20 protein-coding genes and 2 pseudogenes are annotated in these 23462 nt (G+C 37.4%); 12 read left to right on the top strand and 10 right to left on the bottom strand.

Features of this window, described 5'->3' with window-relative positions; translation table 11 throughout:
• Positions 1-443 (bottom strand): annotated as a pseudogene (locus H131_RS06340) (transposase family protein); the annotation flags it as partial.
• A 172-nt stretch (positions 444-615) separates the two neighbouring features.
• Positions 616-852: a phosphonoacetaldehyde hydrolase gene (locus H131_RS06335; RefSeq protein WP_010858257.1), complete on the bottom strand. Its 237-nt coding sequence runs from the start codon at positions 850-852 to the stop codon at positions 616-618.
• 236 nt (positions 853-1088) lie between these two features.
• On the opposite strand from H131_RS06335, the pseudogene H131_RS24265 reads away from it, so the two are divergent.
• A pseudogene (locus H131_RS24265) lies at positions 1089-1238 on the top strand (IS5/IS1182 family transposase); the annotation flags it as partial.
• Positions 1239-1270: 32 nt separating this feature from the next.
• On the opposite strand, the gene H131_RS06330 reads toward H131_RS24265, so the two are convergent.
• Positions 1271-2041, bottom strand: coding sequence for a Cof-type HAD-IIB family hydrolase (locus H131_RS06330; protein ID WP_010858256.1), 771 nt, complete (start codon positions 2039-2041; stop codon positions 1271-1273).
• A 429-nt stretch (positions 2042-2470) separates the two neighbouring features.
• On the opposite strand from H131_RS06330, the gene H131_RS06325 reads away from it, so the two are divergent.
• Both H131_RS06325 and rnjA read left to right on the top strand, forming a co-directional pair.
• The gene (locus H131_RS06325) at positions 2471-2680 is read left to right on the top strand and encodes a DNA-dependent RNA polymerase subunit epsilon (protein ID WP_010858255.1); all 210 of its coding nucleotides are present in this window, start codon (positions 2471-2473) and stop codon (positions 2678-2680) included.
• A gap of 5 nt (positions 2681-2685) precedes the next feature.
• Entirely contained in the window at positions 2686-4353 is a 1668-nt protein-coding gene (gene rnjA / locus H131_RS06320; protein ID WP_010858254.1) for a ribonuclease J1, read from the top strand.
• Between the two features lie 418 nt (positions 4354-4771).
• On the opposite strand, the gene H131_RS06315 is transcribed toward rnjA, so the two are convergent.
• Positions 4772-5608, bottom strand: a complete 837-nt coding sequence (locus H131_RS06315) for a TetR/AcrR family transcriptional regulator (protein ID WP_010858253.1) — start codon at positions 5606-5608, stop codon at positions 4772-4774.
• Between the two features lie 99 nt (positions 5609-5707).
• On the opposite strand from H131_RS06315, the gene H131_RS06310 reads away from it, so the two are divergent.
• The 3 genes from H131_RS06310 (at position 5708) to H131_RS06300 (ending at position 11084) form a co-directional block, all read left to right on the top strand.
• The gene (locus H131_RS06310; protein WP_010858252.1) at positions 5708-8797 is read left to right on the top strand and encodes an efflux RND transporter permease subunit; all 3090 of its coding nucleotides are present in this window, start codon (positions 5708-5710) and stop codon (positions 8795-8797) included.
• A 768-nt stretch (positions 8798-9565) separates the two neighbouring features.
• Positions 9566-10792, top strand: a complete 1227-nt coding sequence (locus H131_RS06305; protein ID WP_155242485.1) for an MFS transporter — start codon at positions 9566-9568, stop codon at positions 10790-10792.
• A 91-nt stretch (positions 10793-10883) separates the two neighbouring features.
• Entirely contained in the window at positions 10884-11084 is a 201-nt protein-coding gene (locus H131_RS06300; protein ID WP_010858250.1) for a hypothetical protein, read from the top strand.
• A gap of 106 nt (positions 11085-11190) precedes the next feature.
• Here H131_RS06300 and H131_RS06295 read toward each other — a convergent pair whose 3' ends face one another.
• From H131_RS06295 to H131_RS06285, 3 genes are all read right to left on the bottom strand, one after another.
• A complete protein-coding gene (locus H131_RS06295) occupies positions 11191-11685 on the bottom strand; it encodes a GNAT family N-acetyltransferase (RefSeq protein WP_010858249.1) in 495 nt (164 codons plus the stop codon).
• Between the two features lie 213 nt (positions 11686-11898).
• Positions 11899-12603 (bottom strand): response regulator, encoded by a 705-nt coding sequence (locus H131_RS06290; RefSeq protein ID WP_010858248.1) that lies wholly within the window; start codon positions 12601-12603, stop codon positions 11899-11901.
• Positions 12604-14205 (bottom strand): ATP-binding protein, encoded by a 1602-nt coding sequence (locus tag H131_RS06285; protein ID WP_010858247.1) that lies wholly within the window; start codon positions 14203-14205, stop codon positions 12604-12606.
• Positions 14206-14603: 398 nt separating this feature from the next.
• On the opposite strand from H131_RS06285, the gene H131_RS06280 reads away from it, so the two are divergent.
• A complete protein-coding gene (locus tag H131_RS06280; protein WP_010858246.1) occupies positions 14604-15866 on the top strand; it encodes a dicarboxylate/amino acid:cation symporter in 1263 nt (420 codons plus the stop codon).
• Between the two features lie 133 nt (positions 15867-15999).
• On the opposite strand, the gene H131_RS06275 is transcribed toward H131_RS06280, so the two are convergent.
• From H131_RS06275 to H131_RS06265, 3 genes are all read right to left on the bottom strand, one after another.
• Positions 16000-16662, bottom strand: a complete 663-nt coding sequence (locus H131_RS06275; RefSeq protein WP_010858245.1) for a potassium channel family protein — start codon at positions 16660-16662, stop codon at positions 16000-16002.
• A 269-nt stretch (positions 16663-16931) separates the two neighbouring features.
• On the bottom strand, positions 16932-17384 hold the full coding sequence (locus H131_RS06270) for a TlpA family protein disulfide reductase (RefSeq protein ID WP_010858244.1): 453 nt from the start codon (positions 17382-17384) through the stop codon (positions 16932-16934).
• Between the two features lie 250 nt (positions 17385-17634).
• Positions 17635-18177 (bottom strand): peroxiredoxin, encoded by a 543-nt coding sequence (locus H131_RS06265; protein WP_010858243.1) that lies wholly within the window; start codon positions 18175-18177, stop codon positions 17635-17637.
• Positions 18178-18581: 404 nt separating this feature from the next.
• Here H131_RS06265 and H131_RS06260 point away from each other — a divergent pair, with 404 nt between their 5' ends.
• From H131_RS06260 to H131_RS06240, 5 genes are read left to right on the top strand one after another with little or no spacing between them, the layout of a single operon-like run.
• Positions 18582-19124 carry a helix-turn-helix domain-containing protein gene (locus tag H131_RS06260; RefSeq protein ID WP_010858242.1) on the top strand — a complete coding sequence of 181 codons (543 nt, stop codon included), beginning with the start codon at positions 18582-18584 and terminating at the stop codon, positions 19122-19124.
• A 17-nt stretch (positions 19125-19141) separates the two neighbouring features.
• Entirely contained in the window at positions 19142-20248 is a 1107-nt protein-coding gene (locus tag H131_RS06255; RefSeq protein ID WP_010858241.1) for an ABC transporter ATP-binding protein, read from the top strand.
• Entirely contained in the window at positions 20238-21047 is an 810-nt protein-coding gene (locus H131_RS06250) for an ABC transporter permease (RefSeq protein WP_010858240.1), read from the top strand. Before H131_RS06255 ends, H131_RS06250 begins: the two co-directional genes overlap by 11 nt.
• Positions 21044-21841, top strand: coding sequence for an ABC transporter permease (locus H131_RS06245; RefSeq protein WP_010858239.1), 798 nt, complete (start codon positions 21044-21046; stop codon positions 21839-21841). The genes H131_RS06250 and H131_RS06245 overlap by 4 nt, the downstream gene beginning before the upstream one ends.
• Positions 21838-22911: an ABC transporter substrate-binding protein gene (locus tag H131_RS06240; protein WP_010858238.1), complete on the top strand. Its 1074-nt coding sequence runs from the start codon at positions 21838-21840 to the stop codon at positions 22909-22911. The genes H131_RS06245 and H131_RS06240 overlap by 4 nt, the downstream gene beginning before the upstream one ends.
• Positions 22912-23462: the final 551 nt, after the last annotated feature.

Genomic DNA, 23462 nt, shown 5'->3' with positions numbered 1-23462 from the left:
ATCCTTTTGAGTTAATTTGTTTCTATTGGCCTTCCAGCGATAATACGATGAACGGGCTACACCTAAATGACGGCAAATTTCACCAATCGGCATAATTTCTTTTAGCTCCTCTACTAGCGCAACTACAACTTTTGGGACCACTTCCACTCCAACTCTGCGTACTTTTTTAAAACTTCAATTTGTTGCTTTAAATAACGATTCTCTGCTTGTAACTTAGCGGTTTCACTTTCATATTCAGGTCCTTTGCCAAAGGTATATTGTTTTCCTACAGGTTGTTCAAGACGATGTAATTCACCATTCCTGTACCATTTCATCCATGTTTTTAACTGAGAATGGTTACGAATATTTAGCTCCTCTAGTACTTGTTTTACAGGAATCCCTGCTAATCTCATTTCAATTGCTTTCATTTTCACTTCTACTGGATAACTAACTCTTGTCCTCATAGAAAAACACCTCCACGTTGATTTGATAAGGTACAATACCCGTTTTTCAACGAAAGGTGTTTTTATTTGTCTCAATTTTTTAGGTCAGTGCGGTAGACACTACGCAACCTGGGAAGACTTTTTCATTCTCATGTTAATTTATGACTGTACTAACCCTTTTTCTAAGCGTTCATTAATTTTTTCTATCAATGCCGGGAAGTTCCTGCATCGTTTGGATGGTATAATGTGCGCCCGTTTCGTCAAAAATGTGCTTTGTTTTTTCAATGACGCGCTGTTGCTCCTCATTAGATAAAGCCATAAACTCCTGTTCAGACAAACCCATTTCCGAGCTTCCGATAATGACACCTACAGACCACACACCTGCATTTAGTGCTTCAAGTATATCTGAAGTGGGATCACCAACCTCCATAGTATATGAACTCGTTGATTTCCTTTACGGCGGACGCTTTTCGCAGGCACGGCTTCAGTCTCCTCGTCGCTACGCTCCTGCGGGGCCTTCAACTCATGCTATTCCCGCAGAAGTCGCCGCCTACGCTCCAATCAACTAGTGGTCGTCTCTAAATGAATGAGGTGATGGATAGGAGGACGACAAATAAAAATAATGAACGACATCAATTAGATATGCTGACAATTGACCACATCGTGCCTGAGAGTGGCTACTATGTAAAAAATGAACGGACAAAGCAGTTTGCGTAGTCGTTTCTTGTAGCCGCTGATTGTTTTGGTTTTGTCTTAGGGGCAATTGTCACACCCAGAAATGTTCATGATAGTCGTATGTTTCAACCACTTGTCGAGTAGGTCATGGAAAAAGTGAAGAAGCCGATCATTTAAATTATTTTTAACAGTCGCATCATTTTTGCAAGGCCATCTTCATCCACATGCTCGGCAATATGTGTTGCCACAGCCTTTGCTTTTTCATGACCATTCCCCATTGCTATACTCGTACCGACAGCCTGTAGCATCTCTATATCATTTATGCCATCTCCAAAAGCGATGGCATCATCTAATGTTAGCCCCATCTTCGTGAGTAACTTGGCAATTCCAGCAGCTTTTGATCCACCTTTTGGCAAAATATCACAAGAATATTGATGCCAGCGTACAAATTGTACATTGGGGAATGTCTCACAATACAAAGGTTCATCTTTTTCTTCCATAAAAATGAGTGTTTGATATACGTTGTGCTGCATATAATAAGATGAGTCTAATGCTGGATACGGATATTTTAATGTATGTAAGCTCTCCGCTACCATGTCATTATTCCCAACTGATGCAATCATCTGCTTGTCATCTAAAAAAACAACAGGTTCATTGCGTGCTTCACCAAAGGCAATAATATTCGCAAGCTCTTCTTTCTCAATACCATTTGCATAGACAACCTCACCTTGATAGACAACATACTGTCCGTTAAAAGTCACATATGTATGAATATCAAGTTCTTCTAGCAAAGATTGAATCATAAATGGTGCACGTCCAGTCGCAATGGCAATCTCATATCCTTTACGACGCGCTTCCAATAACGCTTCTTTCGCAGAAGCCGGCAATAATTTTTCACTGTTGTAAAGCGTACCATCTACGTCAAAAAATAATATTTTTTTCATTATATAATTCCTTTCCTTATGTATCATGCAAAGGTTAACTACTTTACACAAGCAACGTTTTTAATTATAATGATCCTAAGGAGTGATGTGCCATGCTGAAGAAACTAAAGCAAAAATTGTTGAAGCAACTTCGCGGCCTACTCGGAAAAAAATCAATTGCCTAACATTTGCCCTTCATTATTTGAAGGGCTTTTCTTTATTTTAAAGTAGCTGCGTGATAATATAAAGGAAATGCATTAATTTGGCTATGCGCAACCACTGTCTCATTGCTTTTCATGAATAGTGCAAGATTGAAGTTCTGAGGTACAAGAAAGTCAAACGCCCATTTCTTTATTAGTATACTAGAAATTTGCGGTTTTTTCTTGTAGTACGTGTGTGGTAATAGACAAAGGTGCAATAATAATGTACGCAATCAAAGGAGAGCAAACTATGATTTACAAAGTTTATTATCAAGAAAATGCAAATGAGATTCCAGTTCGCGAAAACACTAAAAGTCTTTACCTTGAAGCTGCTTCAGAACGTGAAGTACGTCAAAAGTTACAAGACCGACATTACAACATTGAGTTCGTTCAACTGCTTGAAGGTAATTATTTAGCCTATGAACAAGCTAGTCCGAACTTCATCTTGGAGGAAATTTAACAAACATGAAGTTTGTTAAAAATGACCAAGCAGCTGTTTTCGCGCTCGGCGGACTGGGCGAAATCGGCAAAAACACTTACGGCGTTCAATTTCAAGATGAAATGATCTTGATTGATGCTGGTATTAAATTCCCTGAAGACGATCTACTCGGCATTGACTATGTTATTCCAGATTATACCTATTTAGTGCGTAACGTCGATAAGATTAAAGGGTTATTTATTACGCATGGACACGAAGATCACATTGGTGGTATTCCGTACTTACTACGTCAGGTAAATGTTCCTGTTTACGGTGGTAAGCTTGCACTTGGCTTATTACGCAACAAACTTGAAGAACACGGCTTACTACGTACTACAAAACTGATTGAAATTAAAGAAGAAGATGTTATTAAATTCCGAAAAACATCGGTTAGCTTCTTTAGAACAACGCATAGTATTCCAGATGCATATGGTATTGTCGTAAAAACACCACCTGGCAACATCGTGCATACAGGTGACTTTAAATTCGACTTTACGCCAGTAGGTGAGCCTGCCAACTTAACAAAAATGGCTGAAATTGGGCGTGATGGTGTACTTTGCTTACTATCTGATAGTACAAATGCTGAAAAACCTAACTTCACAATGTCTGAACGTACAGTTGGGAAAAGTATCGACGAAATCTTCCGTAAGGTTGATAGCCGTATAATTTTCGCAACATTTGCATCCAACATTCACCGTTTACAACAAGCGACTGATGCTGCAATAAAATACGGAAGAAAAATCGCTGTCTTTGGTCGTTCTATGGATAATGCCATTACAATTGGTCGTGAATTAGGCTATATTAATGCGCCTAAGGACACATTTATCGATGCCCAAAGCATTAATCGCCTACCGGCAAATGAAGTCATGATTTTATGTACAGGCTCTCAGGGGGAACCAATGGCTGCCCTCTCTCGTATTGCTAATGGTACGCATCGTCAAATTCAGATTCAACCAGGCGATACAGTGATATTCTCATCTTCTCCAGTGCCAGGTAATACGGTAAGTGTCAATAGAATCATTAATTTACTTTTCCGTGCTGGTGCTGAAGTTATTCATGGTGCACTAAATAATATTCATACATCTGGACACGGTTCTCAAGAAGAACAAAAACTGATGTTACGTTTAATGAAACCTAAGTTCTTTATGCCGATACACGGTGAATTCCGTATGTTAAAAATGCATACACATTTAGCTGAAAACTGTGATGTACCGCTTGAAAATACATTCGTTATGGAAAACGGTGATGTCCTCGCGCTAAGTGCTAACGAAGCACATGTAGCTGGTCGCATCCCTTCTGGCGATGTTTATATTGACGGCAATGGTATTGGAGATATCGGCAATATCGTGCTACGCGATCGACGAATTCTTTCAGAAGAAGGCTTAGTAATTGTTGTTGTAAGTGTTGATATGGAACATCAAAAAATCGTTTCTGGTCCTGATATTATTTCACGAGGTTTTGTTTACATGCGTGAATCAGGTACGATGATTAATGAAGCGCAAAAAATGCTAAATCGCCATCTTAATGAATCGATTCAAGGTAAAACGCCACAATGGACTGAGCTGAAAAATGATATTACAGACGTTTTAGGACCTTATCTATTCGAAAAAACAAAGCGTCGACCAATGATTTTACCAATCATTATGGAAGTGTAATCTATTGTGCTAATAAGCTACGCAAAATAAACGTAGCCTCTGCCTGTAGACAAACTCGGACAATTTCGAGTTTGTCTACAGGCTTTTTTCTTATTTCTGAATACAACCTGTGTATACACGCTGTCCGCTGGCAGTAGCGCTTAACGACATGACAATCTACGATAACAATCACTAGCGATAGCATACTGACATTGTTCACTGTGATGTTGCAAGTCACATTTTAGGAAAAAATTTTGTTTCTTTCGTGAATTTCGGAACCTCTTTTGTTATTTAACGTATATAGTAACACCACATCAAAGCTAAACATTTTTATGTTAAATGTATCCCCATTCCTAAAAAGCTGTGAATACTTCAAATTAATTGTCCATACAAAAAAAAGAATTGTCCACCATGTCCTGTGAACAACTCTATCCCATGTTTAAAACTTAAAATATTTATTTATTACATAAGCAACCCATTGACAATCTTGCCTTAACCGGATATTTTCAATCAACCCTTTAATTATTGGTGTGCTGTATGTTGTCTGCTCTACTTGTTCTTTTAATAGCTCAAGTGATTCACGTTCAAGAGATTCTTCTAACATTTCTATACTCTGTTCAATTAAATGCAACAATGACTCCTTTGTAATGAACTCCTGATCACAAGGTTTAGATACCAACTGAATGAGCTCTTCTGTAATAAAAGGGATTGTTGTATGACGCGCTATAATATCCGTCTTTTCCGCTAAGGATCTAGCTAATTGGTCCAAGTCTAGCGGAAGATTAGAGAAAAGAAAAAGTTGTGCATAGCTTTTCATGAACCCTTTTATACAATACATCACATCATATTTATTTTTTTGTAGTGCTTCACCATATAGTTGTTCAAGCATGTAGACAATTGACTTTGACATATCCAATTCGTAAGCATTCACTTTATGAAATAATTCTTTCTTTTTAACAAATACTTTTTCATTAAAAAAAACGCGAGCAGATGCAGAATGCTTTTTGAACGCTTGAAAAATACTTTTATAGAATTCAACTAGTAAAATATCTTTACTGAGCGAACTTCTGACTACTTGGTCAACATCGGTAATAAACTGCTGTAAAAAGTAGTCCACCATCGAGAAAACAAGTTCATCTTTTGTTTTGAAGGACAAATAAAATGCACCTTTTGAAATCCCACAACGTTCCGTTATTTGCTGAACAGATGTAGCTTCAAAGCCTTGTTCAGAAAATAGCTCCAATGCCTTCTCCATAATAAGTTGCTTTTTTAACATATTTTTAATTCTCTCCTAGCGTATTTCATTGACAAATGACCGAGTAGTCATTATTATAAATAATTGAATCTAGTAAGTCAATAAAGGGTAGGTGTGAAAGTGAAAGGTTTAGTTAATTTCGTATTAAAAAACAAACTCGCAGTATGGTTATTAACAATTATCATCACTGTCTCAGGTATTTATTCAGGCACACGTATGAAAATGGAGTCCATTCCTGATATTTCGATTCCATACTTAATTGTTATGGGCGTTTATCCTGGTGCAACTCCGGAACAAGTCATGAACGACCTGTCCATACCATTTGAAAAATCCATTGAAAGTTTAGAAGATGTAAAGGCAGTTTACTCAACCTCCTCATCAAACGTTGCACAAGTACAAGTTGAGTATGACTACGGCATCGATATGGATGAGAAAAAACGTCAGTTAGAATCGGCTTTAGATAATGTGACACTACCTGAAGGTGCACAAGAGCCTACTATTATGGCCATTAGTATGAACATGATGCCAGTTATCGCTTTATCAGCAAGTAGCTCTGATGAAGATATCGTTGAACTTACATCAACCGTAGAAGATATTCTACTTCCTAAAATCGAAAAAATTGATGGTGTTGCTTCAGCAACCATTACAGGACAGCACATTGAGCAAGTATCATTTAAATACGATGAAGAAAAAATGGCTGCACTTGGCCTTACAGAGGATTCTGTAAAGCAAATGATTCAAGCAAGTGACATGGCATTATCACTTGGTTTATATGAGTTTACTGTTGGTGAACAGGCCGTTTCTGTAGATGGTAAAGTCAAATCAGTAGAAGAATTAAAAGAGTTATTAATCCCTGTAACACCTTCAGCTACACAACCTTCCCCATTCGTTCGTTTAGGTGATATTGCCACGATTGAAGTCGAAGGTAAAGTACAATCTGTTTCACGTACAAACGGTAAAGATGCCATCGCGATTCAAATCGTAAAAGGTCAAGATGCCAATACCGTAACAGTTGTAAATGCAGTAAAAGATCTTATTAAAGATGAAGAAAAAGCGATTGATGGTTTAAACATTGACATCTCACTGGACCAAGGTGCTCCGATTGAAGATTCAGTGTTCACAATGATCGAAAAAGCGGTGTTCGGTGGTGCCATTGCCGTACTGATCATTTTACTATTCTTACGTGATTTCAAATCAACCATCATTTCTATTATCTCTATCCCAGTTTCTGTGTTTATGGCATTACTATTACTGAACTGGATGGATATTACGTTAAATATTATGACACTCGGTGCAATTACAGTTGCCATTGGTCGTGTAATCGATGACTCCATCGTTGTTGTAGAAAATATTTATCGACGCATCCATTTAAAGCAAGAAAAAATGACTGGTCGCGCACTTATTCGTGAAGCGACAATTGAAATGTTCAAACCAATCCTTTCTTCTACATTAGTAACAGTTGCAGTATTTGCTCCCCTTATTTTTGTAGGTGGTATGGTTGGTGAATTATTTATGCCGTTCGCTTTAACAATGTCATTTGCTTTAGGGGCATCATTATTAGTTGCAATTACAATCGTACCAGCGCTATCTCATTTCCTATTCCGTAAGAAATTATACGGTGAGAAAAAAGAAAGCCAGCATCAAGAGGTAGGTAAACTAGCTACTTGGTATAGAGGTATATTAGAAAAAGCTTTAAATCATAAATTCATTACTTCGGCTATTGCGGTTGTAATGCTTGTTGGTTCTCTTGCTTTAACGCCATTAATCGGCTTTAGCTTTATGGGTTCTCAGGAAGAAAAGGTTATGTATTTAACGTATACTCCTGCTACGGGTGAGCTTATGGATAAGACAGAAGCCAATGTTGCCGCAGTAGAAAAAGAATTAATGAAACGTAAAGATATTGATATCTTACAGGTGTCCATTACTGATGCTACAAACGCAGATCCAGCTACAATGATGATGGGTGGCGGTGCTGGCGGTGCCTTAATGTACCTAATCTTCGATCCAGATATGAAAGATTTCCCTGGTGCACGTGAAGACGTTGAAGATTATATATTTAACATCGGTCAGTCCGGTGAATGGAAAACACAAAACTTCTCATCTATGTCTATGTCTTCAAACGAAGTCAGCTACACATTATATAGTGAAAATCTAGATAATCTTCGTGAAGCAGTAAAACAAGTAGAAGGCGCACTAAAAGATGTGGACGGTTTAGAAGATATTAAATCTGATAACGAAGATCCATATATAGAGCACGTATTAAAAGTAGATCAGAAAAATGTCTTACAATATGGTTTAACAACTGCACAAATTGTAATGGCTTTAAATACTACGTCGTCGCAAGAAGTTTTAACAACGGTTGAGCACGATGGTCAAGACATTAATGTAATCGTGCAACGCGAAGCAAAAGCAGCAGCATTATCATTGGATGATGTCTTAGCAACTGAAATTAAAACTGCTTTAGGTACAACAATGACAATCGGTGAATTAGTGGAAGTAGAAGAGGGTACTACACTAAATTCATTATCTCGTTCGAAAGGTGAATACTTTGCAACGGTTTCAGGTACCATTATCGGCGATGATATTTCAAAAGCATCATCTGCAGCTGATAAAAAAATCGATGAATTAGACTTACCTAAAGGTGTAACAACTGGCGTTGCTGGTGTCGCTGCTGATATGGCAGAAACATTTACACAACTTGGTATCGCTATGCTAGCAGCAATCGCTATTGTGTACTTCATTCTTGTTGTAACATTTGGTGAAGGTTTAGCACCGTTTGCCATCCTATTCTCATTACCATTCGCTGTCATTGGTGCATTTGTTGGTCTATATGTGACAGGTCAAACGATTTCCGTGTCAGTTATGATGGGGCTATTAATGTTAATTGGTATCGTCGTAACTAATGCCATTGTCCTTGTAGACCGTATCATTCACATGGAACGTGACGGACTACAAATGCGTGAAGCAATTTTAGAAGCGGGTGCAACTCGTTTACGCCCAATCTTAATGACTGCCATTGCTACAATCGGCGCAATGCTACCAATGGCATTCGGTAGCGGCGGGAGTGGTCTGATTTCCAAAGACCTTGCCATCACTGTAATCGGCGGTTTATTATCTTCAACATTACTAACATTAGTAGTTGTACCAATCGTATATGAACTGCTATCAAAAATGTTAAAGAAAAATCGTAAAGATATTGAAGAAAATTAATCATTAAAATCTAGATGATGAACATGTAAATGAGGTCATTCCGTTAATGGAACGACCTCATTTTTACTTATCATCAAATCGCCAACCAAACAATTTCTCCAATATAAGAAAAACCACAACCAACTTCCTCGTATTATTGGACAAATTTAGAACCTGCGTAAAATCTACCATCTATATAATCCTCAATGGTGTCCAATACATGCTGGAACATGCTTTTATTTTTATTTGCCAACAATAACAGACCATGCTACTATTAACATAACTTTTAAGAAATGGAGGTTTCCCTAGATGCCAGGTAGATTTCGATTCCATAATTTGAACCGTTAATTGAATACGTTCAAAGCTTTGCCTGCTGTGCAGAGTAAATGGGATTGGTATTGGTCTGCCTATTTTAGGAAAATCTTCGTTTTACGTTTATGTAAAAAGAGGGCTAGTCGCCCTCTTTTTGTTGTCTCTAAATTTAAAATGGCTATTTATACAATCAGTGGGGTTTTCTTCATCTCCCACTGATTGGTAATTAATGCGGGAAAATTAATCTGGCTATTTTTGATTGAACGACATGGAGAGGAAAGGTTCAATGAAATGATTTCAGGTATAATTTTTTTATTTGAGTGCCGATTATTTAGAAGTTATCTAATATTTTTTCCCAAAATATAATGAGCCTCTTTCAAGACTTTAGACCTCCCTCTTATTCTCAGCACAGGCAGATACCCTGTGTTTTTTTATTTAACTGAAAGGAATGATTTTTGAATGACGCAAACAAATGCAATGGAAAATTGGAGAAGGAATATTATCCTTTTCTTAGGTAGCCAAACCATCTCCCTTTTTGGTTCCTCACTCGTACAATATGCCATCACGTGGTACATCACGTTAAGCACACAATCAGGTGTCATGATGACAATCTCTATTATTTGCGGTTTCTTACCTACATTCTTCCTATCACCGATTGCTGGTGTTTGGGCCGATCGTTATAATCGCAAATGGTTAATAATTCTGGCTGATGGCATGATTGCCCTCTCCACACTTATTTTAGCAATTTTATTTTTACTGGGCCATGACTCACTTTGGTTGCTATTTGCCATATCTGCCATTCGCGCAATAGGTGCTGGCATTCAAACACCTGCAGTCGGTGCAATTCTTCCACAAATTGTTCCTGAAGATAAACTAATGAAAGTAAATGGTACAAACGGCAGTATTCAGGCTTTTGTGATGATTATCTCTCCAATGGCTAGTGGCGCATTATTGACACAAGCTTCGTTGGAATCGATTTTCTTTATCGATGTCATTACAGCCGCAATTGCAATTAGTACACTACTGGTATTTTTGCATGTTCCTATACATGCCAAAGCCGCTCAAAAGCAAACTACAGGCTATTTTACTGATATGAAACAAGGATTTACGTACATTAAAGAACATAATTTCTTGAAAAGGTTTTTTATCTTTTTTGCATTCTTTATGATACTAGCTGCACCTGCCGCGTTCTTAACTCCATTACAGGTGACACGAAGCTTCGGTAATGATGTTTGGCGCCTAACAGCTATCGAAATTACATTTGCCTTGGGTATGTTAATTGGTGGGATATTGATGGCTTCATGGGGTGGCTTTAAAAACAAAGTGCATACTATGACACTTGCGACATTATTATTTGGTGCCTGTACTGTTGTACTTGGTATTATGCCAGTCTTTTCATTGTACCTTGCCTTCATGGCGATTACAGGGATATCCATGCCTGTATTCAATATCCCTGCCACAGTTTTACTGCAAGAGAAGGTGGAAGGGGATTATTTAGGCAGAGTTTTTGGTGTGCTTGGTATGATTTCAGCATCCATGATGCCATTAGGAATGCTGATTTTTGGACCTATCGCTGATGTAATTGCTATTGAATGGTTGCTTATAGGAACGGGTGCCCTATTATTTATCCTAGGATTTTTCTTACTTGGTAGTAAGGCATTACTAGCAGCTGGCGCACCTTCTACAAAACATACAAACGACTAAAAAGGGATTCACTTTTTATGGTCATTTACCTAATCTAGCATGTTTAAACTCTATTAAATGAGTGAATGATATAGGTAAGAGGTGAGAAAAAATGGATGAGAAGAAACAAGCCAATACACGCCGTACTAACAATCCAGATGTATTAGATACAGATAAAGAAAGTATTTTCGACAAGCATGAAGATATGAAAACGGTGGATCCGATACCTGTTGAAGAATTAAATGACAAGGTTAAGGATGAGAAAAATAAAACAAAAACAAAAAATACATCTGCAACAGATAAGCGTTATTAAATCGCGAATAAAAGATTGCCCCAGAAAGTCTGTACCTACAGAGCTCGATGGGGCAATTTCTCAATGCAAAAAATACATATTTTGTTATAATGGCATTACTTTTAGTTTACAGTAGCTTTGACATATAATATTCATCCACATAGCTACCATTGACACATAAGGAATGTCGCTTTGTCCCTTCTATCTCAAAGCCCATTTTTTTATATAATGCAACACCTACCGTATTATCCACCATAACTGTAAGTTCCAGACGATGTATGCCTTTGTCTTTTGCCCAGTCATCTAATTTGCTAAATAATGCTGTACCTATTCCTCTACCTCTAAAATCACTGTGGATACCAATTACAATATAAGCTCGATGGGCTATTCTAGAAGGAGTATCTCCTTGAACAATTAAATAACCAACAATTTTATGTTCTATTTCAGCAATGAATAATGCCGAATGGAACTTATTACAAATTTTATCAATGAATATTGCAAATTGTTTGGGTTCTAGCTTGCGTTCACCAGGACCGAATAACATGAAATTAGACTCTTCCGCATTTCTCATCACAGCAATTATTCCTTCAGCATCTTCTCGTCTCGCTTCTCTAATTAGCATAATTAAGTCTCCTTTCGTACTGAGTGCTCTATTTGCTGTCGGAGTTGCTGCTATCAAGTGACTACTAACCAAGATGATAGACCGATAAGTTTAACACTATCATAACTATAATAGACACTAGAAAAAATGACTCCAGCGCATACCGAAGTCTTTAATTACCACCTAAATGGCACATCCATTTTATTTTTAGGGAGCAGTTCAAGCTTTTTTGTTTTAGATATAATAACGATGAATAGGACGTCCGACACTTCCATACTGAATATCAACCTTTAGCAGATTCTGCTTTTCTAAAAAGTCTAGATAGCGCCGAGCTGTAACACGCGCTGTACCAATATAGGTTGATACTTCCTCCGCCGATACCGCCTCTTTGCTTCCCTGAATATACGCAAGTACTTTATCTAGCGTAGCACGGTTAAAGCCCTTCGGTAACTCATCAATCTCTATTGTCTGATTCACTTGTGGGGCGGATGTTCGCTCAGGGATACGCTGTTGCATCAGATGATCGACATCATGTTGCGTTAAATCTTGCATGCTTGTTATTTTCACTTTATACGCTTGATAATTTTTTAACGTTTGCTCAATGCGTTCAAATGTAAAGGGCTTCATTATATAATCATAGACACCTAAATGCAAAATTCGTTGTACTGTTGACATATCATTTGCTGCCGTCACAGCGATGACGTCGACTGCAAGATGCTCCTCACGAATTTTCCCTAATGTTATGATACCATCCTGCTCGGGCATAAAAATATCCATAAAAACAAGCTCAGGTTTTAATTCTTTAATTTTGTCAATTCCTTCAATACCGTTGCCTGCATAGCCAACTAGCGAAAATCCTTCGATTTGTTCGATGAATTGCCTATTCACTTCTCGTACCATCGGATCGTCTTCTATCAGTAACACGTGAATTATATCCATCTATTTTCCTCCTAACTCAAATAAAATTAAAAAACTTGTCCCTTTCATATACTCGCTCTTCACTTCAATTTCTCCGTTGCCCTTATTCACAATTTCATAAATTAAATGTAAGCCAATACCACGATTTTCACTTGCTTTTGTTGAAAATCCATTTTCAAACATACGAGTTTGTACATCTTCCGTCATACCAATACCATTATCTGATACAGCAATCGCTAACATACCGTCATGCTCATCAACAGAAATAGATACATATTTATCGTCTTTAGATAGAATATTTAATGCTTCAAAGGCATTTTCGATTAAATTGCCAAACAACACAACAAAATCATGATGGTCTAAAAGAGGTGGAAAGCTTTTAAAATGGCTTTTGCGATCAATTTCTACTTGAATACCTAATTCTTTGCCGTAACTGATTTTACTCAACAATAGCCCTGAAATGTTTTCATTATGAAAACGTTCATTAAAAAATTTCGTTAAAGAGGCCTCGTTTTCAGTTGCAGTTGTTACGTATTCTAGTGCCTGCTTCGTATGGCCTAACTGCAATAACCCAGCAATGGTATGGAGTTTATTTTTATGTTCATGTGTTTGTACACGAAGTGCCTGTACAAATGCTTTTACCCCTGTTACTTCTTCAGCGAGTTTTTTCACTGCTGTTAAATCCTTAAACATTGCCACCGCACCAACTAACTCACCATTTACTATAATTGGTACGCGATTGCTCAAAATACTATGATGGTTAATGTATAGCTCTTGGTTATAAACAGGCGATGCTGTTTCTACAATTTCAGGGAGACGAGTATCAGGCAAAACATCGTATATCTTTTTGCCAATACAAACCTCCGTTTTTTTAGCTACCCCTAAAATAGCAGCAGCTTTTTCGTTAAAAATTGTAATATTCATTTCCTTATCAACTGCAATAATACCCTCATGCATAGCATTAAAGGTTTCTGTTCGCTCTACATACATCTTCGCAATCTCATGAGGTTCAAGTCCAAACATTTGTTTTTTTATGTGTCGTCCGAGTGTATATGCGCCCCAAATACTAAAAACAAGTGATAGTAAAACGGTAATAAGGATTTCACGCTCATAATTTTGTAGCATTTTTATGAATGTGGGCAATGGATAACCGACAACGACAATACCCACCTGTTCTTTGGCGTCATCTACTACAGGTACAAAAGCACGAATCATCACACCAGCTTCACCACGTGCCTTTGAAACATAAAAATGCTCACTGAATGCTGCATTGAGATCCCATGATTCACTGCGCATACCTAACTCCTTACTCACTGGATGCGAAAGCTTAACCCGATCCATGTTCATCACAACAATGTACTCTGCCTTATTAATAACACGAATGCCATCTACAATTGCATTGACATTTTTCGCTGCTTCTGAAATATTGTCATTTTTCAAGTGCATACTTAGCTCTGGCATATTTGATACCGTTCGCGCAACGAGCATTGCACGCTGTCCAAAATCCTTTTCTTGCTCGGCTAGTAAATTACCAAGTACAAAAATGCCGCCAAGTAAAAAGGAGAACACAATGATTAAAAATGTCACTAACAGTATTTTGCCGTTCACGGGCATTTTCATCATTTGGCTATTCATTCCTTTCGTTTTGCAACTACACAATGATACAAACGGTCGTTCTATGCTTTTAAGATTATCGTCAAAAAATTCTTTTGACAACACTTTTACGCCTCACAATCAGTAGCTTCTTATGAACTTTATGAACAATATTACAAAATTTTAATATAAAACTAACTCTATTGAGTACTAAATATTTTTGTATTATAACAATACAAAAGTACTTCAAGCGTACCATAACAGTTTAAACAGTTGAAAATACTAGGTTTCTAGTATGTTGTTGATTAATGTACTTAATGAACGTTATGTTTCTTATTTTCTAAATCTCATTTTTCAAAAAGTATTCGATATGATGTTGTTAGTGAAAACGATAACAAAGAGAAAATTTAGAAATGAGGTAGCATAAAATGAAATTACTGAAAAATTTGACTGTTCAAGTTATTGTCGCTATTATTTTAGGGATTATTGTTGGCGCCATTTTCCCTGAATTTGGCGCAAGTCTTAAAATCTTGGCAGACTTATTCATCAAGCTTATTAAAATGTTAATCGCACCAATTATATTCTTAACAGTTGTTATTGGCATTGGTAGCATGGGCGATATGAAAAAGGTCGGAAAAATCGGCGGAAAGGCATTACTTTATTTCGAAATCGTGTCGACGATTGCTTTAGCAATTGGTATTGCGGTTGCATTAATTGTTAGCCCTGGTACTGGTTTAGATACATCAGGCGCTGCCGATGCTGATATTTCAAAATATACAACAGCAGCAGCAGAATCTGAACAAGGCTTAGGTGCTTTCATTTATAGCATCATTCCTGAAAACGTAGTAGGAGCATTAGCAACTGGACAACTTCTACCAGTATTATTCTCAGCAATCTTGTTTGGTTTAGCAGCCGCATCAATTGGAGCACCTGCTAAACCTGTCATTACATTTTTTGAACAAGTGGCAGAAATTTTCTTCAAAATCGTAAGTATGGTTATGAAAATATCACCAATCGGTGCATTTGGCGCGATGGCCTATACAATTGGTAATTTCGGTTTAAAATCATTAGGAAACTTAGGTTTATTAATGGCAGCGGTATATATTACAATGTTCTTATTTGTCGTATTAATTTTGGGATCAATTGCGAAATTTTTTGGCTTTAACATTTTTAAATTTATTGCCTACATTAAAGATGAGATTTTCTTAGTAATCGGTACATCTTCATCTGAATCGGCTTTACCGTCTATGATGCGTAAATTAGAGAATTTCGGTTGTTCAAAGCAAGTTGTTGGTTTAGTTGTACCTACAGGATACTCCTTCAACCTAGATGGAACTTCAATTTACCTTTCTATGGCAGCATTATTTATTGCACAAGCCTATGGAATGGACTTGACTTGGATTCAAATCATTACACTACTTGGGATTTTAATGATTACATCTAAAGGAGCAGCTGGTGTGACTGGCTCTGGCTTTATCACATTAGCAGCGACACTAGCAGCCTTTCCAATGATTCCAGTTGAAGGAATTGCACTATTAATTGGGGTCGACCGTTTCATGTCAGAGGCACGTGCCGTAACAAATTTAATTGGTAACGGGGTCGCTTGCGTTGTCGTATCAAAGTCTGAAAAAGAATTTGACCTAGACATGCAAGAACGTGCATTACAAGGTAAAGCAACGATTGTATCCTAATAGGAAAGGGTAGTGAAAACAGCATTATGCTGTTTCACTACCCTTTTTATTTTCCATAGTATTCAAGTGGATGAATGCTTTTTTTACCTCTTACTTATAACGGGGTTCCTAACACAAAGCCCCCACCTTCTTTTTAATCTCTCATCGCTTTTTTCACAAAACGATTTATATCGACATCTGCACCTATTAGAAGCATGATGTCTCCTAACAAAATTTTATCGCTCGCTTGTGGTGAAACAATAATATCTGTACCACGTTTAATACCAACTATGTTAATGCCATACTTTGCACGAATATCAAGGTCCATAATGGAGTAGCCTGCAATGGCATCATTTGCTTTTAACTCCATTATGGAATGCTCATCGGATAACTCCAAATAATCGAGCACTGTATTTGATAACATGTTATTGGCAATACGAATACCCATGTCGCGCTCAGGGTGGACGACAAAGTCAGCGCCAATTTTACGCAGTACTTTTTCATGATAGTCATTTTGAGCTTTCACTGTAATTTGTTCTACACCTAGCTCTTTTAAAATAATGGTCGTCAAGATACTTGCTTGAATATCCTCGCCAATGGCCACGATGACATGCTCAAAATTACGAATGCCTAATGAATTTAGTACGGATTCATCTGTTGAATCCGCAATGACTGCTTGAGTGGCAATCGCAGCGAATTCATCCACACGCTCTGAGGAGTTGTCAATCGCCATTACTTGTGCACCCTGACTCATTAATTCACGAACAATGCTACCACCGAAACGTCCCAGTCCAATGACAGCAAACTCTTTTTTCATCATTAAAAATCCCTCCGAAAACTACAATTACTTTTAGTTTAACTTATTCTTTGTCATATGTATCGTCAAAACAGGAGACTATTCGTCACTCTAAGTATACTAGCTATTATTTTCGATAATCTTGTTAGGTCATTACTTTTAAATAAAGAATTGGCCAAACATTTATCGTGCGTATGGACGGCTAAATTCCATCAATCGTATAACGTGTCATTTTTTCTTTTAAAAAAAGACGAGGATTTAAAATATCCCCGCCTTCATAAATATTATACTTAAGCGTTACGCATTTCATCTAGCACACGATTTACACGTTTTTCTAGCATTTTCATACCGCTTCCACCAGCCTGCATATGACGAAGCTGACCGTCTTTATCGAAAACGAAATACGCTGGTACGTATTGGTTTTGGAATGCATCTGTTAGCTTCATTTCGCTATCTACAAAGATTGGTTGCACGATGTCATGTTCAGCAGCTACGGCTTTAATTATCTCTAAATCTGTATCTGCTTCAGACCGTGGCATATGCACAGCAACAACATTTAGTTCATCTTTGTACTGATCACGGAAATTGTTCACGTCTGGCATAGCTTCTTTACATAAATGACAGCTTACGGACCAAAAGTGAATTAATGTTGGTTTTTCGCCTACTAAATCTGCTTTTGTCACTTCACCATTTAACCAAGTTGTTGCGCCTGCAAGTTCAGGCATTTGTTCTCGAAGTTTCATCAAAAATCCTCCCCTATTGTATCCATTACGGTCTCGGCGTAATTGCGTCCGAATTTTTATCGAACTTGCTCGATACATTCTAAAAAATACACGACATCCGCCGGAGGCTTAACTTTATTCACTAGGGATTCATTAGATTCCCTCTGTACAGTAGAAACCCTCGATGCTTCCAAAGAGATGGGCTCTCTGCTAAATAAAGAATAAATATCCCCACAAACTATGTCGTGGGGACGTACTATTCATTTTAAGATTAAAGAGTTGCTTGACCTGGACGCCAGTTTGCTGGGCAAAGACCACCAGTTTGTAAAGCTTGAAGTACACGTAAAGTTTCATCTACGTCACGACCGATGTTATTATCGAATACTGTTTGGTATTTTAGTTCGCCAGCTGGGTCGATGATAAATAAACCACGTAATGCGATACCTTCTTCTTCAATTAACACACCATATTCTTTTGAAATTGTGTGGTTTGTATCCGCTGCTAAAGGGTATTTTAAATCGCCAAGGCCATTTTGAGTGCGGTCAGTGTTAATCCAAGCTAAATGCGTATGGATTGTATCCGTAGATACACCGATTATTTCTGCGTCTAAGTCTTCGAACTCATCATAACGATCGCTCATTGCCGTAATTTCTGTTGGACATACGAAAGTGAAGTCCATTGGATAGAAGAAAAGTACAGTCCATTTGTCTTGTGCTTTAATTTCTTCTAAAGATACTTTACCAAAAGTTTTGTCTGGAAGTACTGCTTCCATTGTGAAGTTTGGTGCTTGTTTGCCTACCATACGTTCTGCCATTGTTATATCCCTCCGAATAAATATGTAGTTAGATATTCCATTCGCACTTGCGAACTCGTCTTCTACGATAGCAAAGAAATCGTAGTTTTTCAACGAAGTACACTTCGCCATGCTCCTGGTTGCCAGTATGTTGACAAATATTTGTCAAATACCCAAACTTATTCATTCCTACATCTTATTTATTCGCTACTTTTCACAATTTTATTCTAGAATATACAAAAATTTAAGACATCATTCTCGGGCATCTTTTTCGTGAAAATTATCCTATTTTTTCATCAAAAACGATTGCAAATTCTTTATTATTATGTATAATAGTAATGTTTTTAGTAAACTAAAAGTTTCGTTAAAGTAAACTTCATTTTCTGAAAGTTTATGATTGCTAAACTTCTTCTAGGAGGGAAAAGATGCAAATTGGAGGAAAAATTAAAGCGCTTCGTTTGAAAAAAGGTCTCACCCAAGAAGAACTTGGAGAACGTACAGATTTAAGTAAAGGCTATATTTCACAATTGGAGCGTGATTTAAATTCACCTTCCATTGAAACACTATTTTCATTATTAGAAGTTTTAGGATCAACTCCTAAGGAATTTTTTGATGATGAAGCACCCGAACAAAAGGTCGTATATACCGAAGAAGATCAATCTATTTATACAGACGAAGAAAAAAAATATGAAATTCAATGGCTTATTCCAACATCAAATGAAAAAGAAATGGAGCCTATTTTCCTGACACTAGATGCTGGCGGTGAATTCAAACATTTCGAGCCGTCGTTATCAGAAACATTTATTTATATTGTCAAAGGGCGTATACGTCTTGTTTTGGGGAAAGAACAATATATAGCTAGTGAAGGCAATGCGCTCTACTTTGACGCAGCTGATCATCATCAAATTTTTAACGCGCATGACGATGAAACGAAAATTTTACTCGTCGCAACGGATTCATACTTATAGCTTAAGGAGGCGCATCAATGACAACGAATTCAATTATCCGCTTTGAAAATGTTTCTAAATCTTATAATGACGGCACTGTCGTCTTAAAAAATATTAACCTGGAGCTTGAAAAAGGAAAGTTCTATACATTACTTGGTCCATCTGGTTGTGGCAAAACAACGATTTTGCGTATTATTGCAGGATTTACTGAACCAACAACAGGTGATGTGTTTTTCCACGATAAAAAAATCAATGCAGTACCAGCAAACGAACGCCAAGTGAATACAGTATTTCAAGATTATGCATTGTTCCCACATTTGAATGTTTTTGAAAATGTCGCATTTGGTCTACGTATTAAAAAATTAGCTGAAAATGAAATCAAAGAACGTGTCACAGAAGCCCTAAAGTTCGTCAACTTAGCGGGCTATGGTAACCGTGAAATCTCTGAGATGTCTGGTGGTCAACGCCAACGTGTCGCAATTGCCCGTGCCATTGTAAATGATCCAGAGGTTATTTTACTCGACGAGCCACTGTCTGCCTTAGATTTAAAACTACGTACGGAAATGCAGTATGAGTTACGTGAATTACAGCAACGCCTTGGTAAGACTTTTGTCTTCGTCACGCACGACCAAGAAGAAGCTTTAGCAATGAGTGATGAAATTTTTGTTCTCAGTGAAGGCCAAATTCAACAATCTGGTACACCTGTAGACATTTATGATGAGCCAATTAACCGCTTTGTTGCTGACTTTATCGGAGAATCAAACATCGTACCTGGTGTAATGATCGCTGACTTTAAAGTTGAATTTGCTGGTAAGATTTTCGAATGTGTTGACCAGGGGATGAAATCAAATGAAAAAATCGATATTGTCATCCGTCCTGAAGATTTGGAAATGACAACAGTCGATAAAGGGAAACTAATCGTTAAAGTAGATACACAATTATTCCGTGGGGTACATTATGAGTTATCTACTTACGATAAGGACGGCAATGAGTGGCTTGTGCATTCTCTGAAAAAAGCTGAAGTAGGGACAGAAATCGGTTTAGACTTTGATCCAGAAGCAATCCATGTTATGCGCTTAAATGAGACAGAGGAAGAATTTGATAAACGCTTAGAAGCCTATGGAGACGACGAAGATGCAAACTAAGACATCAAAATCTGCGTTATTTCCATATGTCTTATGGATTGCATTATTTGTTATCGCGCCGATTGCCCTCGTTGTGTACTATTCCCTACTAGATATTCATGGCAATTTTACGTTCGATAACTATAAAGCGTTCTTTTCGTCTGTTTATTTAAAAATGACTCTTAGTTCATTCTGGTATGCGTTTTTAATTACGTTCTTTACATTATTAATTTCCTATCCGACAGCTTATTTTTTAACGAAAACAAAGCATAAACAACTTTGGCTATTACTTATTATTATTCCTTCTTGGATTAATCTTTTATTAAAAACATACGCATTTATCGGGATTTTTGGTTTATACGGCCCAATTAATGCAGTTATTGAAGTTTTTGGTTTTGACCCAAAACAGATGCTTTTCACAGATCTTAGCTTTGTCTTCGTATCTGTTTATATTTTCATTCCTTTTATGATTTTACCGATTTTCAATTCATTGGACCGCTTAAATCCAACGTTGATTTACGCAGCACGTGATTTAGGAGCTTCTGCTTTTACAACTTTCCGTCGTGTTGTGCTACCACTAACGTTAGATGGTGTTAAATCAGGTATACAGGTTGTTTTTATCCCTGCATTATCCCTTTTCATGATTACACGCTTAATCGCAGGTAACCGAGTGATTACACTTGGTACAGCGATTGAACAGCAATTCCTTGTAACACAAAATTGGGGGATGGGTTCAACAATTGCGGTATTCTTAATTTTATTCATGGTCATCATTATGTTAATTACAGGGCAAAAAGATAAAGGAGGTCGCGTACGATGACAAAACTATCTACATCAGCAAAGATCTATTTAACAATGGTTTTTATCGTCTTATATGCGCCTATTCTTTACTTGGTCTTTTACTCGTTTAATAGTGGCGGCTCAATGAATAACTTCGAATCCTTTACATTAGAGCATTACAAAGCGGTCTTTGAGGATTCCAGACTACTTGTTATTTTAATTAATACAGTAATTGTAGCTTTGCTTTCTGCCCTAATCTCTACAATTATCGGTACATTAGGTGCAATTGGGATCGTCACAGTAAAAGATTCAAAAATGCGTAATACATTACTTTCGTTAAATAATGTGTTGATCGTAAGCCCAGATGTTATTATCGGTGCAAGCTTTTTAATATTATTCACAATGGTTGGCATTAAATTAGGCTTCGCTTCTGTATTATTGGCACATGTAGCGTTTAGTGTACCGATCGTTGTTTTAATGGTCCTACCAAAACTATTAGAGATGAATAAATCATTAATCGATGCCGCATTAGATCTTGGTGCAACGAAAAAAGATATCATGATGCGCGTTATTTTACCTTATATTAAACCTGGTATTTTTGCGGGATTCTTTCTCGCTTTAACGTATTCACTGGACGACTTTGCGGTGACATTTTTCGTGACAGGTAACGGCTTTAGTACATTATCTGTGGAAATTTATTCGATGGCACGTGCGGGTATCTCCTTAACAGTAAACGCCATTTCAGGGTTAGTATTTTTCGTCACTGTGCTCGTCGTTGTTGGCTATTATTTCATGACAAGCCGTGCTAGTAAAAGAACGGAGGGACAACAATGAAGCAATTAATTCAAGCGACTATCGCAATACTTGTCGTTTCCGCCCTGTTAATGTACGCTGCTGATGCCATGAGTGCTGGTGGTGGAAAAAGTGGCAAAAATACATTGACCATTTTTAACTGGGGAGAATATATTGACCCTGATTTGTTGAAACAATTTGAAAAAGAAACAGGCATCCATGTCATTTATGAAACCTTCGACTCAAATGAAGCCATGATGACGAAAATCCAGCAAGGTGGTACTGCTTACGATATTGCAGTACCTTCTGAATACATGATTGAAAAAATGAAAGAAGAAGATTTACTTATTCCTTTAGATAAAACGAAAATCCCTAATATTACAAATATTGACCCTTATTTTTTAGATTTACCATTTGATGATGACAATAAATATTCTGTTCCGTACTTTTGGGGAACAGTCGGCATCGTCTATAATCCAAGTCTTGTCGGCGATTTAGACTTCTCTTCTTGGGAAGATTTGTGGGATCCTTCATTAAAGCGTAAAGTCTTTTTAGTAGACGGTGCACGCGAAGTAATTGGCATGGGCTTGAACAGCCTTGGCTATTCTCTAAACTCTTTAAATGATAAGGAACTGCGTCAGGCTACAGATAAACTAATAACTCTTGCACCAAATGTCAAAGCAATTATTGGCGATGAAATTACGCCACTAATGATTAATAATGAAGCGACTGTTGCCCTTACTTGGTCTGGTCAAGCAGCAGATATGATGTTCGAAAATGAGGCGTTAGACTTTGCTGTACCGGATGAAGGCTCTAACTTATGGTTTGATAATATGGTCATTCCAAAAACTTCAAAAAATATTGATGGTGCACATGCCTTTATTAACTTTATGTTGGATGCTGACTCTTCAGCTGCAAATGCCGATTATGTAGGTTATTCTACGCCTAATATTGCGGCGATGGACTTAATGGATGAAGAAGTGGTTACTGATGAACGCTACTACCCTTCAGAAGAACAACGGGACACTTTAGAAGTATATAAAAACCTAGGTCCTGATTACTTAGGAAAATACAATGAGCTGTTTTTAGAATTTAAGATGAGTATTCGATAGACGACAAAAGGTATTCGGAATGATCACATTCCGAATACCTTTTTAAATTTTATCAGAAATAGTAGTGACAAATGGCCCCTATTAACGAGAGTCGTACTCTTCTGCCAATTTTGGACTTTGCTATATCCATTTAGCTACCTTCTTCAAATACATAGCAACAATAATCAGTATCGCCTGCATGGACAATTTTTATGACGTAAATGATCGACTTCTTCCACATACGCCCAAATAGGACGTTCAATGATTTCCCACGATGCTTACTCGTCGTACATGGAGCCAATAACGGACAACTTGCGCATTGAAGTGGATTGGATTTATACTTCCTTCTTTCGATGTCCTTGAATAGGATACACTAGTTAATTGGAGCGCAGGCGGCGACTTCTGGGAATCGTATGAGCGAGAAGGCCCCGCAGGAGCCAGCGACGAGGAGACTTACGCCATCATATCTGTCAACTTTAGATTTCCAACCATTCATTTGTTTATTTTTTCAAGAAGAATGGTGTGTTTTATTTCTTTTGGAAAAGGGTACTAGTATTTTTAGGAATGCCAAA

This window comes from Lysinibacillus sphaericus OT4b.31, assembly GCF_000392615.1.
Taxonomy (GTDB): Bacteria; Bacillota; Bacilli; order Bacillales_A; family Planococcaceae; genus Lysinibacillus; species Lysinibacillus sphaericus_B.
This window is presented reverse-complemented; position numbering and strand designations above follow the sequence as displayed.